Raw genomic sequence first — 15,734 nt, forward strand, 5'->3', positions numbered from 1 at the left:
TACAACTGACGTGACTGGTAACTGCGAGCTGCCAGAAGGCGTTGAAATGGTAATGCCAGGTGACAACATCCAGATGACTGTCACTCTGATCAAAACCATCGCGATGGAAGATGGTCTGCGTTTCGCTATCCGTGAAGGCGGTCGTACCGTCGGCGCTGGCGTCGTAGCAAAAGTCATCGAGTAAACAGTTGTAATGTCTTTTTCGGGCCGGCATAATGGTCGGCCTGATTTTGTTTTAGGTCAGTAGCTCAATTGGCAGAGCGACGGTCTCCAAAACCGTAGGTTGGGGGTTCGATTCCCTCCTGACCTGCCAGATTCACTCAGTGTGTCTGGCTTTCTTTTCACAGGATCTTCATAGATGACTCCTAAAGCTGAAGCTCAAGGCTCTCGCTTCGATCTGCTCAAGTGGCTAGTGATAGTCGCTTTGGTGGTTGTTGGCGTTGTTGGCAATCAGTATTTCTCTGCTTCGCCGATCCTGTACCGTGTACTCGCATTGCTTGCTATCGCTGCTGTTGCTGCCTTTGTAGGCCTGCAGACAGCCAAGGGCAAGTCTTTCTTTGTACTCGCTAAGGAAGCCCGCACCGAGATTCGTAAAGTCGTATGGCCGACTCGCCAAGAAACCACGCAGACCACGTTGATCGTTGTGGCTGTTGTTCTGGTTATGGCGTTGCTGTTGTGGGGGCTTGATTCCCTGCTCGGCTGGCTCGTTTCCTTGATTGTTGGCTAAGGGTGTCCCGTGGCTAAGCGTTGGTACGTTGTGCATGCTTACTCGGGTTACGAGAAGCATGTGATGCGCTCGCTGATAGAGCGTGTGAAGCTGGCTGGCATGGAAGATGGCTTTGGCGAGATTCTGGTTCCCACTGAAGAAGTGGTTGAAATGCGTAATGGCCAGAAACGCAAAAGCGAACGCAAGTTCTTCCCAGGCTATGTGCTGGTGCAGATGGATATGAACGAAGGGACTTGGCACTTGGTCAAGGATACCCCTCGGGTGATGGGTTTCATTGGCGGTACTGCTGATAAGCCTGCGCCAATTACGGATAAAGAGGCAGAAGCCATTCTGCGTCGCGTCGCTGATGGTAGCGACAAGCCGAAGCCGAAAACATTGTTTGAGCCAGGTGAAGTGGTGCGAGTCACCGATGGTCCATTCGCTGATTTCAACGGCACGGTTGAAGAAGTTAACTACGAGAAGAGCCGGATCCAGGTCGCAGTGCTCATTTTCGGTCGCTCTACTCCGGTAGAGCTCGAGTTCAGTCAGGTCGAAAAGGTCTGATCGAACAGGCATCCCAACCCCGCAGCCCAAGGCTGTGGGGTTTTGTCGTCACTGGGATAAACGCGCAAGTAACCGGGGAGCCTTTCGAGGCGTTCGAACCCGTAATTGGAGTGCCTCATGGCCAAGAAGATTACCGCTTACATCAAGCTGCAAGTGAAGGCCGCTCAGGCTAACCCAAGTCCACCCGTTGGTCCTGCTCTGGGTCAGCACGGCGTGAACATCATGGAATTCTGCAAGGCTTTCAACGCCCGTACCCAGGGTCTTGAGCCAGGTCTGCCGACTCCAGTGATCATCACTGTCTACAGCGACCGTAGCTTCACTTTCGAAACAAAGAGCACCCCTGCTTCGGTTCTGCTGAAGAAGGCTGCAGGTTTGACCAGCGGTTCCGCTCGTCCAAACACCGTTAAGGTTGGCACCGTTACCCGTGCTCAGCTGGAAGAAATCGCGAAAACCAAAAACGCGGATCTGACTGCAGCTGATATGGATGCAGCCGTGCGTACTATCGCCGGTTCTGCTCGTAGCATGGGCCTTAACGTGGAGGGTGTGTAATGGCTAAGCTGACCAAGCGTCAAAAGGCTATCGCCGGCAAAATCGAAGCAGGCAAGGCCTACAACTTTGTAGACGCCGCAGCTCTGCTGGCTGAGCTGTCGACTGTCAAGTTCAGCGAGTCGTTCGACGTTGCTGTAAATCTGGGCGTTGACCCACGTAAATCCGACCAGGTCGTTCGTAGCGCTACCGTGCTGCCACACGGCACTGGCAAGACTGTCCGTGTTGCCGTTTTCACCCAGGGCCCAGCAGCTGAAGCTGCTCTGGCTGCTGGCGCTGATCGCGTAGGCATGGATGATCTGGCTGCTGAAATGAAAGGCGGCGACCTGAACTATGACGTAGTGATCGCATCCCCTGATGCCATGCGCGTTGTAGGTCAACTGGGTCAGATCCTCGGTCCACGTGGTCTGATGCCTAACCCGAAAGTCGGCACCGTAACCCCAGACGTAGCTACCGCGGTCAAGAACGCGAAGGCTGGTCAGGTTCGTTATCGCACCGACAAAAACGGCATCATCCACACTTCCGTTGGCAAGATCGGTTTCGATGCCGTCAAGCTGAAGGAAAACGTTGAAGCCCTGATCGCTGACCTGAAGCGTATCAAGCCAGCTTCTTCGAAAGGCATCTACGTCAAGCGCGTTACCCTGAGCACCACCATGGGCCCAGGTCTGGTCATCGACCAGAGCTCGCTCGACGCGTAAGACACAGATTGGCGCAAGCAATTGCGCCAATTGAAAAATTGGGGTCCCTGCCTGGCGGGGGCTATCCAAGACCGTAGGCGACGCAAGTCTTAAACCACAAGCCTACGCAGATGGTGCTCCCGGTTCCTTACCGAATCAGACACCAAAACGACATTCGGTTTCGATCGAATGAAACGGTAACAAGCAGGAGTTAAACCCGTGGCAATTAAACTCGAAGACAAGAAGGCCATCGTCGCTGAAGTCAACGAGGCTGCCAAAGTCGCTCTGTCCGCTGTCGTGGCTGATGCCCGTGGCGTAACAGTAGGCGCTATGACCGGACTCCGTAAAGAGGCCCGCGAAGCTGGTGTTTATGTACGTGTCGTACGTAACACCCTGCTGAAGCGCGCTGTTGAAGGCACTCAATATGACGTGCTCAACGACGCGTTCGTCGGCCCGACCCTGATTGCATTCTCGAAAGAACATCCGGGCGCTGCTGCCCGTATCTTCAAAGAGTTCGCAAAGGGTCAGGATAAGTTCGAGATCAAGGCAGCTGCGTTCGAGGGCAAGTTCCTCGCAGCTAACCAAATCGACGTACTGGCAACTCTGCCGACCCGTGACGAAGCAATTTCTCAGCTGATGAGCGTGATTCAAGGCGCTACCAGCAAATTGGCTCGTACTCTGGCGGCAATTCGCGATCAGAAAGAAGCCGCTGCAGCCTAAGGCTGAGCGTTTCCTCTCTCGCGTATTTTTGTTTATTTCGATGGCCGTGCCGGCTATCCCCCAATTCAGGAATTGAGTCATGTCTCTGACTAACGAACAAATCATCGAAGCAATCGGCGAAAAATCCGTAATGGAAATCGTTGAGCTGATCAAGGCAATGGAAGAGAAGTTCGGCGTTACCGCCGCTGCTGCTACCGTTGCTGCTGCTGGTCCAGCTGCTGTCGTTGAAGAGCAAACCGAGTTCAACGTTGTTCTGACCGCCGCTGGCGACAAGAAAGTCAACGTGATCAAGGCTGTTCGCGAACTGACCGGTCTGGGTCTGAAAGAAGCCAAGGAGAAGGTTGACACCGCTCCTCAGGTTATCGCTGAAGGCGTTTCCAAAGAAGCTGCTGAAGACGCGAAGAAGAAGCTGGAAGAAGCAGGCGCTTCCGTCGAAGTTAAGTAACTTCGACCTTGCGTCTCCAGCCCGAGCGTCAAGCGAAAGGCTGATGGCTGGTGGCTCTTGCCACCGGCCTTTTTCCGTTATTGGCAGCCGATTGGGTCGGTGCTGGTAACGAGCTGTAACCACCCGAGGCGGTGGCGCAAACCATGGGGTTTGCACGATTTTCTGGCTGCTCCCGTCGGGGGGAGCCAAACAAGCAGGTGACCAAGCTGGGGAACGCTGATGGCTTACTCATATACTGAGAAAAAACGTATCCGCAAGGACTTTAGCAAGTTGCCGGACGTCATGGATGTGCCGTACCTCCTGGCCATCCAGCTGGATTCGTATCGTGAATTCTTGCAAGCGGGAGCGACTAAAGATCAGTTCCGCGACGTGGGCCTGCATGCGGCCTTCAAATCCGTTTTCCCGATCATCAGCTACTCCGGCAATGCTGCGCTGGAGTACGTCGGTTATCGCCTGGGCGAACCGGCATTTGATGTCAAAGAATGCGTATTGCGCGGTGTAACTTACGCCGTACCTTTGCGGGTAAAAGTGCGCCTGATCATTTTCGACAAAGAATCGTCGAACAAAGCGATCAAGGACATCAAAGAGCAAGAAGTCTACATGGGTGAAATCCCCCTGATGACTGAGAACGGTACCTTCGTTATCAACGGTACCGAGCGTGTAATCGTTTCCCAGCTGCACCGTTCTCCGGGCGTGTTCTTCGACCACGACCGTGGCAAGACGCACAGCTCCGGTAAACTGCTCTACTCCGCGCGCATCATTCCTTACCGCGGTTCCTGGTTGGACTTCGAGTTCGACCCGAAAGACTGCGTATTCGTGCGTATCGACCGTCGTCGCAAGCTGCCTGCATCGGTACTGCTGCGTGCGCTCGGCTACACCACGGAAGAAGTGCTGGACGCGTTCTACACCACCAACGTCTTCCATGTTCAGGGTGAAAACCTCAGCCTGGAACTGGTGCCTCAGCGCCTGCGCGGTGAGATCGCGGTCCTCGATATCCAGGACGACAAAGGCAAGGTTATTGTCGAGCAGGGTCGTCGTATTACTGCCCGTCACATCAACCAGCTGGAAAAGGCCGGGATCAAAGAGCTGCAGGTGCCAATTGATTACGTCCTCGGTCGCACCACGGCCAAGGTAATCGTGCACCCGGCCACCGGTGAAATCCTCGCAGAGTGCAATACCGAGCTGAGCACCGAGATCCTGGCGAAAATCGTCAAGGCCCAGGTCGTTCGTATCGAAACTCTGTACACCAACGATATCGACTGCGGTCCGTTCATTTCCGATACGTTGAAGATCGACTCCACTGGCAACCAACTGGAAGCGCTGGTCGAGATCTATCGCATGATGCGTCCTGGCGAGCCGCCAACCAAGGATGCCGCCGAAACCCTGTTCAACAACCTGTTCTTCAGTCCTGAGCGCTATGACCTGTCTGCGGTCGGCCGGATGAAGTTCAACCGTCGTATCGGTCGTACCGAGATCGAAGGTTCGGGCGTGCTGAACAAGGATGACATCGTTGCAGTACTCAAGACCCTGGTCGACATCCGTAACGGCAAGGGTATCGTCGATGACATCGACCACCTGGGTAACCGCCGTGTTCGCTGCGTAGGCGAAATGGCCGAGAACCAGTTCCGTGTTGGCCTGGTGCGTGTAGAGCGCGCGGTCAAGGAACGTCTGTCGATGGCTGAAAGCGAAGGCCTGATGCCGCAAGACCTGATCAACGCCAAGCCGGTAGCGGCGGCGGTGAAAGAGTTCTTCGGTTCCAGCCAGCTGTCCCAGTTCATGGACCAGAACAACCCGCTGTCCGAGATCACCCACAAGCGTCGTGTCTCCGCACTCGGCCCAGGTGGTCTGACCCGTGAGCGCGCAGGCTTCGAAGTTCGTGACGTACACCCGACCCACTACGGTCGCGTCTGCCCGATCGAAACGCCGGAAGGTCCGAACATCGGTCTGATCAACTCCCTGGCTGCCTATGCGCGCACCAACCAGTACGGCTTCCTCGAGAGCCCGTACCGTGTGGTGAAAGACGCTCTGGTCACCGACGAGATCGTATTCCTGTCCGCCATCGAAGAAGCCGATCACGTGATCGCTCAGGCTTCGGCCACGATGAACGACAAGAAAGTCCTGATCGACGAGCTGGTAGCTGTTCGTCACCTGAACGAGTTCACCGTCAAGGCGCCGGAAGACGTCACACTGATGGACGTATCGCCCAAGCAGGTAGTTTCGGTCGCTGCGTCGCTGATCCCGTTCCTCGAGCACGACGACGCCAACCGTGCGTTGATGGGTTCGAACATGCAGCGTCAAGCTGTACCGACCCTGCGTGCCGACAAGCCGCTGGTAGGTACCGGTATGGAGCGTAACGTTGCCCGTGACTCCGGCGTTTGCGTCGTGGCTCGTCGTGGCGGTGTGATCGATTCCGTCGATGCCAGCCGTATCGTGGTTCGTGTTGCCGATGACGAAGTTGAGCCGGGCGAAGCCGGTGTCGACATCTACAACCTGACCAAATACACCCGCTCCAACCAGAACACCTGCATCAACCAGCGTCCGCTGGTGAGCAAAGGTGATCGGGTCCAGCGCAGCGACATCATGGCTGACGGCCCGTCCACCGACATGGGTGAGCTGGCACTGGGCCAGAACATGCGCATCGCGTTCATGGCGTGGAACGGCTTCAACTTCGAAGACTCCATCTGCCTGTCCGAGCGTGTGGTTCAGGAAGACCGCTTCACCACGATCCACATCCAGGAACTGACCTGTGTGGCTCGTGACACCAAGCTTGGCCCAGAGGAAATCACTGCGGACATCCCGAACGTGGGTGAAGCTGCACTGAACAAGCTGGACGAAGCCGGTATCGTTTATGTAGGTGCCGAAGTAGGCGCTGGCGACATCCTGGTCGGCAAGGTCACCCCGAAAGGCGAGACCCAGCTGACTCCGGAAGAAAAACTGCTGCGTGCCATCTTCGGTGAGAAGGCCAGCGACGTTAAGGACACCTCCCTGCGCGTGCCTACTGGCACCAAGGGTACCGTCATCGACGTACAGGTCTTCACTCGCGACGGCGTTGAGCGTGATGCACGCGCACTGTCCATCGAGAAGACTCAGCTCGACGAGATCCGCAAGGACCTGAACGAAGAGTTCCGTATCGTTGAAGGCGCAACTTTCGAACGTCTGCGCGCAGCGCTGGTTGGCCACAAGGCCGAAGGCGGCGCCGGCCTGAAGAAAGGTCAGGAAATCACCGACGAAGTCCTTGACGGTCTTGAGCATGGCCAGTGGTTCAAGCTGCGCATGGCTGAGGACGCGTTGAACGAGCAGCTCGAGAAGGCTCAGGCTTATATCGTTGATCGCCGTCGCTTGTTGGACGACAAGTTCGAAGACAAGAAGCGCAAGCTGCAGCAGGGCGATGACCTGGCACCGGGCGTACTGAAGATCGTCAAGGTCTACCTGGCAATCCGCCGTCGCATCCAGCCGGGTGACAAGATGGCCGGTCGTCACGGTAACAAGGGTGTGGTCTCCGTGATCATGCCGGTTGAAGACATGCCGCACGATGCCAACGGTACTCCAGTCGACGTCGTCCTCAACCCGCTGGGCGTACCTTCGCGTATGAACGTCGGTCAGATCCTTGAAACCCACTTGGGCCTCGCGGCCAAGGGCTTGGGCGAGAAGATCAACCGCATGCTCGAAGAGCAGCGCAAGGTCGCTGACCTGCGCAAGTTCCTGCACGAGATCTACAACGAGATCGGCGGTCGTAACGAAGAGCTCGACAGCTTCTCCGACCAGGAAATCCTGGATCTGGCGAAGAACCTCAAGGGCGGCGTTCCAATGGCCACTCCGGTGTTCGACGGTGCCAAGGAAGTTGAAATCAAGGCCATGCTGAAACTGGCAGACCTGCCGGAGAGCGGCCAGATGCAACTGTTCGATGGTCGTACCGGCAACAAGTTCGAGCGTCCGGTTACCGTTGGCTACATGTACATGCTGAAGCTGAACCACTTGGTGGACGACAAGATGCACGCTCGTTCTACCGGTTCTTACAGCCTGGTCACCCAGCAGCCGCTGGGTGGTAAGGCACAGTTCGGTGGTCAGCGTTTCGGGGAGATGGAGGTCTGGGCACTGGAAGCGTACGGTGCTGCATACACTCTGCAAGAAATGCTCACAGTGAAGTCGGACGATGTGAACGGTCGGACCAAGATGTACAAGAACATCGTGGACGGCGATCACCGTATGGAGCCGGGCATGCCCGAGTCCTTCAACGTGTTGATCAAGGAAATTCGTTCCCTCGGCATCGATATCGATCTGGAAACCGAATAACACGTGACGCGAATCGAGAGCGGGGCTGTCTTGCCCGCTCTCTGCTCCGCCAGGAGGAAAGGCCTTGAAAGACCTACTGAATTTGCTGAAAAACCAGGGTCAAGTCGAAGAGTTCGACGCCATCCGTATCGGATTGGCCTCGCCTGAGATGATCCGTTCGTGGTCGTTCGGTGAAGTGAAAAAGCCGGAAACCATCAACTACCGTACGTTCAAACCTGAGCGTGACGGCCTGTTCTGCGCCAAGATCTTTGGCCCGGTAAAGGATTACGAGTGCCTGTGCGGTAAGTACAAGCGCTTGAAGCACCGTGGTGTTATCTGCGAGAAGTGCGGCGTTGAAGTTGCACTGGCAAAAGTTCGTCGTGAGCGCATGGCGCACATCGAGCTGGCATCGCCGGTTGCCCATATCTGGTTCCTGAAATCGCTGCCGTCCCGTATCGGCCTGCTGATGGACATGACCCTGCGTGATATCGAGCGCGTTCTCTACTTCGAGAGCTATGTCGTTATCGATCCAGGCATGACCACCCTTGAAAAAGGTCAGCTGCTGAACGACGAGCAGTATTTCGAGGCGCTGGAAGAATTCGGCGACGATTTCGATGCCCGCATGGGTGCCGAAGCTGTCCGCGAACTGCTGCACGCGATCGACCTGGAGCACGAGATTGGCCGTCTGCGTGAAGAAATTCCGCAAACCAACTCCGAAACCAAGATCAAGAAGCTGTCCAAGCGTCTGAAGTTGATGGAGGCCTTCCAGGGTTCCGGCAACCTGCCAGAGTGGATGGTGCTGACCGTTCTGCCGGTTCTGCCGCCAGATCTGCGTCCACTGGTTCCGCTCGATGGCGGTCGTTTCGCGACTTCCGACCTCAACGATCTGTATCGTCGGGTGATCAACCGTAACAACCGCTTGAAGCGCCTGCTCGACCTGTCCGCTCCGGACATCATCGTGCGCAACGAAAAGCGTATGTTGCAGGAAGCGGTCGACGCATTGCTCGACAACGGTCGTCGTGGCCGCGCTATCACCGGTTCCAACAAGCGTCCTCTGAAATCCCTGGCTGACATGATCAAGGGTAAGCAGGGTCGTTTCCGTCAGAACTTGCTCGGTAAGCGCGTTGACTACTCCGGTCGTTCGGTAATTACCGTAGGTCCGACCCTGCGTCTGCATCAGTGCGGTCTGCCTAAGAAGATGGCTCTGGAACTGTTCAAGCCGTTCATTTTCGGCAAGCTGGAAATGCGTGGTCTGGCGACCACCATCAAGGCTGCGAAGAAGATGGTCGAGCGCGAGCTGCCAGAGGTCTGGGACGTTCTCGCCGAAGTGATTCGCGAACACCCAGTGTTGCTCAACCGTGCACCGACCCTTCACCGCCTGGGTATCCAGGCGTTTGAACCGGTACTGATCGAAGGTAAGGCTATCCAGCTGCACCCACTGGTCTGTGCTGCGTACAACGCCGACTTCGACGGCGACCAAATGGCCGTGCACGTGCCGCTGACGCTGGAAGCCCAGCTCGAAGCGCGCGCGTTGATGATGTCTACCAACAACATCCTGTCGCCAGCCAACGGTGAGCCAATCATCGTTCCGTCGCAGGACGTTGTATTGGGTCTGTACTACATGACTCGTGAAGCGATCAACGCCAAGGGCGAAGGTCGTGTGTTCGCGGATCTGCAGGAAGTTGACCGTGTGTTCCGTGCCGGCGAAGCCGCACTGCACGCCAAGGTCAAGGTGCGGATCAACGAAACGGTGAACGATCGTGACGGCAACAGCGTGACCAACACCCGTATCGTCGACACTACCGTCGGCCGTGCGTTGTTGTTCCAGGTGGTGCCGAAAGGTCTGTCGTTTGACGTCGTCAACCTGCCGATGAAGAAAAAGGCGATCTCCAAGCTGATCAACCAGTGCTACCGCGTGGTTGGTTTGAAAGAGACCGTGATCTTCGCTGACCAGTTGATGTACACCGGTTTTGCCTATTCGACCATCTCCGGTGTTTCCATCGGTGTTAACGACTTCGTTATCCCGGATGAAAAAGCCCGCATCATCGGTACTGCTACCGAAGAAGTGAAAGAGATCGAAAGTCAGTACGCCTCCGGCCTGGTAACCCAGGGCGAGAAGTACAACAAGGTAATCGACCTCTGGTCCAAGGCGAACGACGAAGTTTCCAAGGCGATGATGGCCAACCTCTCGAAAGAGAAGGTCATCGACCGTCATGGCGAGGAAGTCGACCAGGAGTCCTTCAACTCGATGTACATGATGGCCGACTCGGGCGCACGGGGTTCTGCTGCGCAGATCCGTCAGCTCGCCGGTATGCGTGGCCTGATGGCCAAGCCGGACGGTTCCATCATCGAGACCCCGATTACAGCGAACTTCCGTGAAGGTTTGAGCGTACTCCAGTACTTCATTTCCACGCACGGTGCTCGTAAGGGTCTTGCGGATACCGCGTTGAAAACGGCGAACTCCGGTTACCTGACTCGTCGTCTGGTAGACGTGGCGCAGGATCTGGTCGTGACCGAGATCGATTGCGGCACCGAACATGGCCTGCTGATGACGCCGCACATTGAAGGCGGTGACGTTGTTGAGCCGTTGGGTGAACGCGTACTGGGTCGTGTCATTGCCCGTGACGTCTTCAAGCCGGGTACCGAGGACGTGATCGTTCCTGCTGGCACCCTGGTCGACGAGAAGTGGGTCGAGTTCATCGAACTCAATAGCATCGACGAAGTGATCGTGCGTTCTCCGATCAGCTGTGAAACCCGCTACGGCATCTGCGCCAAGTGCTACGGTCGCGACCTGGCTCGCGGTCACCAGGTGAACATCGGTGAAGCGGTCGGCGTTATCGCTGCCCAGTCCATCGGTGAGCCGGGTACCCAGCTGACGATGCGTACGTTCCACATCGGTGGTGCGGCAAGCCGGACCTCCGCAGCCGACAGCGTTCAGGTGAAGAACGGCGGTACTGTCCGTCTGCACAACCTGAAGCACGTTGAGCGTGTGGATGGTCATCTGGTAGCTGTATCCCGTTCGGGTGAGCTGGCGATCGCGGACGACTTCGGTCGTGAGCGCGAGCGTTACAAGCTGCCTTACGGTGCTGTGATTTCGGTGAAGGAAGGTGACAAGGTCGAAGCTGGCGCAATCGTGGCCAAGTGGGATCCGCACACTCACCCGATCGTCACTGAGATGAAAGGTACCGTGACCTACGTGGGCATGGAAGAAGGCATCACGATCAAGCGTCAGACCGACGAATTGACCGGTATGACCAACATTGAAGTACTTGACGCCAAAGATCGTCCAGCTGCCGGCAAGGACATCCGTCCAGCCGTTAAGATGGTCGACGACAACGGCAAGGACCTGTTGCTGCCAGGCACTGACGTAATCGCTCAGTACTTCCTGCCAGCCAACGCCCTGGTCGGTGTGGCCGACGGTGCGCGGATCGCGATCGGTGATGTTATCGCTCGTATCCCGCAAGAAACTTCGAAGACTCGTGACATCACCGGTGGTCTGCCGCGTGTTGCCGACCTGTTCGAAGCCCGTCGTCCGAAAGAAGCTTCGATTCTGGCTGAAGTCAGCGGCACCATCGCGTTCGGTAAAGAGACCAAGGGCAAGCGCCGTCTGGTTATCACCCCGAACGACGGTAGCGATCCGTATGAAGAGCTGATTCCGAAGTGGCGCCACCTGAACGTCTTCGAAGGCGAACAGGTAAACCGCGGCGAAGTTATCTCCGACGGCCCGAGCGATCCACACGACATCCTGCGTCTGCTGGGTGTGAGTGCGCTGGCCAAGTACATCGTGAACGAGATCCAGGACGTTTACCGTCTGCAAGGCGTGAAGATCAACGACAAGCACATCGAGACCATTCTGCGTCAGATGCTGCGTAAAGTTGAGATCTCCGAGTCCGGTGACTCCAGCTTCATCAAGGGCGACCAGATGGAACTGACTCACGTACTGGTAGAGAACGAGCGCCTGAGCACGGAAGACAAGTTTGTCGCCAAGTTCACCCGCGTTCTGCTGGGTATCACCAAGGCGTCGTTGTCCACCGAATCGTTCATCTCGGCGGCTTCCTTCCAGGAAACCACCCGGGTACTGACCGAGGCGGCGGTTACCGGCAAGCGCGATTACCTGCGCGGCCTGAAGGAAAACGTGGTCGTGGGTCGTCTGATCCCGGCTGGTACCGGTTTGGCCTATCACAGCGAGCGCAAGCGTCGCCGTGATGCAGACAAGCCGTTGCGCGTAAGCGCCAGTGAAGTGGAAGCTGCACTGACCGAAGCGTTGAACTCGAGCGGTAACTGAGTTCTGCGGTAATTAAGTGCCTGGCCCTGGTCGCCCCATTCGCCGGATCGAGACAAATTGTCGAGATCCGGCGAGCGGGGAGGTCGGGGCCTTGCCTTGACTGGGGACAAGATCCTCTTTAGACTCTTGATCCCCTAAATTTGGCGGGAATTCGTTCCTGCCATTTTGCTTTTCTTGTAAGACAATAGCGTCGCAAGACAACAGTGGAGCTAGTAGATGGCAACTATCAACCAGCTGGTACGTCAGCCGCGTAAGCGTATCGTCGAGAAATCCGACGTACCTGCGCTGCAGAACTGCCCGCAACGTCGTGGCGTATGCACCCGTGTGTATACCACCACGCCGAAAAAACCTAACTCGGCACTGCGTAAAGTATGCCGTGTGCGTCTGACCAACGGTTTCGAGGTTTCCTCGTACATCGGCGGTGAAGGCCACAACCTGCAAGAGCACAGCGTGGTACTGATCCGCGGCGGTCGTGTAAAAGACTTGCCAGGTGTTCGTTACCACACCGTTCGCGGCTCCTTGGATACCTCCGGCGTTAAAGGCCGTAACCAGGGTCGTTCGAAGTACGGTACCAAGCGTCCGAAGTAATCGGTCGTTTTGCAGTTTTTCATTTTTATTGAGTCGATAAGAGTAAGGTCGGGCACGCGTTTGCTGTCCCGGGCTAACCTGAAGACCGTTTGAGGGCTTATCAATGCCAAGACGTCGCGTAGCAGCCAAACGTGAGATTCTGGACGATCCGAAATACGGAAGCCAGATTCTCGCCAAGTTCATGAACCACGTAATGGAAAGCGGCAAGAAAGCCGTTGCCGAGCGTATCGTTTATGGCGCGCTGGAAAAAGTTAAAGAGCGTAAGAACTCCGATCCCCTGGAACTCTTCGAAAAAGCACTCGACGCCATCGCTCCGCTGGTCGAAGTGAAGTCGCGCCGCGTAGGCGGTGCTACCTACCAGGTTCCGGTCGAAGTTCGTCCGTCCCGTCGTAACGCTCTGGCCATGCGCTGGCTCGTAGACTTCGCCCGCAAGCGCGGCGAGAAGTCCATGGCTCTGCGTTTGGCTGGTGAGCTGCTGGACGCTGCTGAAGGTAAAGGTGCTGCAGTTAAGAAGCGTGAAGACGTGCACCGTATGGCTGAGGCCAACAAGGCTTTCTCGCACTACCGCTTCTAATTTTAGCGTCACTCAATTTGCGAGGGCTTTATGGCTCGTACAACCGATATTAAACGCTACCGTAACATTGGTATCGTTGCTCACGTGGATGCGGGTAAAACCACTACCACCGAGCGCGTCCTGTTCTACACGGGCGTAAACCACAAAATGGGCGAGGTGCATGATGGCGCCGCGACCATGGACTGGATGGTACAAGAGCAGGAGCGGGGTATTACCATTACCTCCGCTGCTACTACTGCTTTCTGGGAAGGCTCGAACAAACAATTCCCTAAGCACCGCTTCAACATCATCGATACTCCCGGCCACGTTGACTTCACCATTGAAGTAGAGCGTTCGCTGCGCGTACTCGACGGCGCTGTCGTTGTGTTCTGCGGTACTTCCGGTGTTGAGCCTCAGTCTGAAACCGTATGGCGTCAAGCCAACAAATACGGCGTTCCGCGTCTTGTTTATGTGAACAAGATGGACCGTGCTGGTGCCAACTTCCTGCGCGTGATCGGTCAGATCAAGCAGCGTCTGGGTCACACCCCGGTGCCTATCCAGCTGGCTATCGGTTCCGAAGACAACTTCGAAGGTCAGATCGATCTGATGACCATGGAAGCTGTTCGCTGGAACGACGGCGACAAGGGTATGGCTGCCATTCGTGGTCCGATCCCGGCTGAGCTGCAAGAGCTGGCTGAAGAGTGGCGCAGCAACATGGTTGAGGCTGCTGCCGAAGCCAACGAAGAGCTGATGAACAAGTACCTGGAAGGCGAAGAGCTGTCGATCGAAGAGATCAAGGCTGCTCTGCGTCAGCGTACTATCGCTGGTGAAATCGTTCTGGCTGTTTGCGGTTCTTCCTTCAAGAACAAGGGTGTTCCCCTGGTTCTCGACGCCGTTATCGACTACCTGCCTGCACCGGTCGACATTCCAGCCATCAAGGGTTCCGACCCGGATGACGAGACTGTCGAAATGGAGCGTCATGCAGACGACAACGAGCCGTTCTCGGCTCTGGCGTTCAAGATCGCTACCGACCCATTCGTGGGTACCCTGACATTCGCTCGCGTTTACTCGGGCGTGTTGAACTCCGGCGACGGCGTGATCAACTCGGTCAAGGGCAAGAAAGAGCGCGTGGGTCGTATGGTGCAAATGCACGCAAACACCCGCGAAGAGATCAAGGAAGTACGCGCTGGCGACATCGCGGCCCTGATCGGCATGAAGGACGTCACCACTGGTGACACCCTGTGCTCCGCTGACAAGCCAATCATCCTGGTTCGCATGGACTTCCCGGAGCCGGTTATCTCGGTTGCCGTTGAGCCGAAAACCAAGGATGACCAGGAAAAAATGGGTATCGCTCTGGGCAAACTCGCTCAGGAAGACCCGTCTTTCCGCGTCAAGACCGATGAAGAGACTGGTCAAACGATCATCTCCGGCATGGGTGAGTTGCACCTGGACATCCTGGTTGACCGGATGCGCCGCGAGTTCAACGTCGAAGCCAACATCGGTAAGCCACAGGTTTCCTATCGTGAGAAGATCACGAAGGCTTGTGAGATCGAAGGCAAGTTCGTTCGTCAGTCCGGCGGTCGTGGTCAGTTCGGCCACTGCTGGATCCGTTTTGCGCCTGCTGACGAAGGTCAGGAAGGTCTGCAGTTCGTGAACGAAGTAGTTGGTGGTGTGGTTCCGAAGGAATACATCCCTGCTATCCAGAAGGGTATCGAAGAGCAGATGAAGAACGGCGTTGTCGCCGGCTATCCGCTGATCGGCCTGAAGGCTACCGTGTTCGATGGTTCTTACCACGACGTCGACTCCAACGAGATGGCGTTCAAGGTGGCGGCCTCCATGGCGACCAAGCAACTGGCTACCAAAGGTGGCGGTGTTGTTCTTGAGCCGATCATGAAGGTTGAAGTCGTAACACCTGAGGACTACATGGGCGACGTGATGGGTGACCTGAACCGTCGTCGCGGTCTGATCCAGGGTATGGAAGACACGGTTTCCGGTAAGGTTATCCGTGCCGAGGTTCCGCTGGGCGAGATGTTCGGTTACGCAACCGACGTTCGTTCCATGTCCCAGGGTCGCGCGAGCTACTCTATGGAATTCTCCAAATACTCCGAGGCTCCGTCGAACGTCGTCGAAGCTATCGTTAAAAAACAAGGCTGATTCAGCCCCTTTAGGCTAGGAGTTAATTGTCGTGGCTAAAGAAAAATTTGAACGTAACAAACCGCACGTCAACGTTGGCACCATCGGTCACGTTGACCACGGTAAAACCACTCTGACCGCTGCTCTGACCCGCGTCTGCTCCGAAGTTTTCGGTTCGGCCAAGGTTGACTTCGACAAGATCGACAGCGCCCCGGAAGAAAAAGCTCGCGGTATCACCATCAACA

The 15,734-nt window shown here is 56.3% G+C and carries 12 protein-coding genes, 1 tRNA gene and 1 pseudogene; all 14 read left to right on the forward strand.

What is annotated here, in order from left to right; genetic code table 11:
- Nucleotides 1-184, forward strand: a pseudogene (locus FGE05_RS29370) (elongation factor Tu); the annotation flags it as partial.
- Between the two features lie 53 nt (nt 185-237).
- Nucleotides 238-313 (forward strand) — tRNA-Trp (locus FGE05_RS29375).
- A gap of 45 nt (nt 314-358) precedes the next feature.
- On the forward strand, nt 359-727 hold the full coding sequence (gene secE / locus FGE05_RS29380; protein WP_139650415.1) for a preprotein translocase subunit SecE: 369 nt from the start codon (nt 359-361) through the stop codon (nt 725-727).
- 9 nt (nt 728-736) lie between these two features.
- Nucleotides 737-1,270, forward strand: a complete 534-nt coding sequence (gene nusG, locus FGE05_RS29385; RefSeq protein WP_010443972.1) for a transcription termination/antitermination protein NusG — start codon at nt 737-739, stop codon at nt 1,268-1,270.
- A 117-nt stretch (nt 1,271-1,387) separates the two neighbouring features.
- The gene (gene rplK, locus FGE05_RS29390) at nt 1,388-1,819 is read left to right on the forward strand and encodes a 50S ribosomal protein L11 (RefSeq protein WP_003176435.1); all 432 of its coding nucleotides are present in this window, start codon (nt 1,388-1,390) and stop codon (nt 1,817-1,819) included.
- Nucleotides 1,819-2,514, forward strand: a complete 696-nt coding sequence (gene rplA / locus FGE05_RS29395; RefSeq protein ID WP_003186095.1) for a 50S ribosomal protein L1 — start codon at nt 1,819-1,821, stop codon at nt 2,512-2,514. Before rplK ends, rplA begins: the two co-directional genes overlap by 1 nt.
- 198 nt (nt 2,515-2,712) lie before the next feature.
- Complete coding sequence (gene rplJ / locus FGE05_RS29400) at nt 2,713-3,213, forward strand: 50S ribosomal protein L10 (protein WP_024776458.1); 501 nt, start codon at nt 2,713-2,715, stop codon at nt 3,211-3,213.
- Nucleotides 3,214-3,292: 79 nt separating this feature from the next.
- On the forward strand, nt 3,293-3,658 hold the full coding sequence (gene rplL, locus FGE05_RS29405; RefSeq protein ID WP_024776459.1) for a 50S ribosomal protein L7/L12: 366 nt from the start codon (nt 3,293-3,295) through the stop codon (nt 3,656-3,658).
- A 219-nt stretch (nt 3,659-3,877) separates the two neighbouring features.
- Complete coding sequence (rpoB, locus tag FGE05_RS29410) at nt 3,878-7,951, forward strand: DNA-directed RNA polymerase subunit beta (RefSeq protein WP_139650416.1); 4,074 nt, start codon at nt 3,878-3,880, stop codon at nt 7,949-7,951.
- A gap of 64 nt (nt 7,952-8,015) precedes the next feature.
- Complete coding sequence (gene rpoC / locus FGE05_RS29415) at nt 8,016-12,215, forward strand: DNA-directed RNA polymerase subunit beta' (RefSeq protein ID WP_024776461.1); 4,200 nt, start codon at nt 8,016-8,018, stop codon at nt 12,213-12,215.
- Nucleotides 12,216-12,431: 216 nt separating this feature from the next.
- Nucleotides 12,432-12,803 carry a 30S ribosomal protein S12 gene (rpsL, locus tag FGE05_RS29420; RefSeq protein WP_003186084.1) on the forward strand — a complete coding sequence of 124 codons (372 nt, stop codon included), beginning with the start codon at nt 12,432-12,434 and terminating at the stop codon, nt 12,801-12,803.
- Between the two features lie 103 nt (nt 12,804-12,906).
- Complete coding sequence (gene rpsG / locus FGE05_RS29425; protein ID WP_024776462.1) at nt 12,907-13,377, forward strand: 30S ribosomal protein S7; 471 nt, start codon at nt 12,907-12,909, stop codon at nt 13,375-13,377.
- A gap of 30 nt (nt 13,378-13,407) precedes the next feature.
- Entirely contained in the window at nt 13,408-15,510 is a 2,103-nt protein-coding gene (fusA, locus tag FGE05_RS29430) for an elongation factor G (protein WP_024776463.1), read from the forward strand.
- A 31-nt stretch (nt 15,511-15,541) separates the two neighbouring features.
- On the forward strand, nt 15,542-15,734 hold a 193-nt coding region (locus FGE05_RS29435; RefSeq protein WP_257225755.1), incomplete at its 3' end, for a GTP-binding protein.

This window comes from Pseudomonas sp. ICMP22404 (genome assembly GCF_006227205.1).
GTDB lineage: Bacteria > Pseudomonadota > Gammaproteobacteria > Pseudomonadales > Pseudomonadaceae > Aquipseudomonas.

Excerpts from the sequence above, each read along its gene's own strand:
- fusA (WP_024776463.1), top strand. The coding sequence starts at position 13,408 with ATGGCTCGTACAACCGATATTAAACGCTACCGTAACATTGGTATCGTT.
- rpsG (WP_024776462.1), top strand. The coding sequence starts at position 12,907 with ATGCCAAGACGTCGCGTAGCAGCCAAACGTGAGATTCTGGACGATCCG.
- rplK (WP_003176435.1), top strand. The coding sequence starts at position 1,388 with ATGGCCAAGAAGATTACCGCTTACATCAAGCTGCAAGTGAAGGCCGCT.
- secE (WP_139650415.1), top strand. The coding sequence starts at position 359 with ATGACTCCTAAAGCTGAAGCTCAAGGCTCTCGCTTCGATCTGCTCAAG.
- rpsL (WP_003186084.1), top strand. The coding sequence starts at position 12,432 with ATGGCAACTATCAACCAGCTGGTACGTCAGCCGCGTAAGCGTATCGTC.
- rplA (WP_003186095.1), top strand. The coding sequence starts at position 1,819 with ATGGCTAAGCTGACCAAGCGTCAAAAGGCTATCGCCGGCAAAATCGAA.
- rpoB (WP_139650416.1), top strand. The coding sequence starts at position 3,878 with ATGGCTTACTCATATACTGAGAAAAAACGTATCCGCAAGGACTTTAGC.
- rplL (WP_024776459.1), top strand. The coding sequence starts at position 3,293 with ATGTCTCTGACTAACGAACAAATCATCGAAGCAATCGGCGAAAAATCC.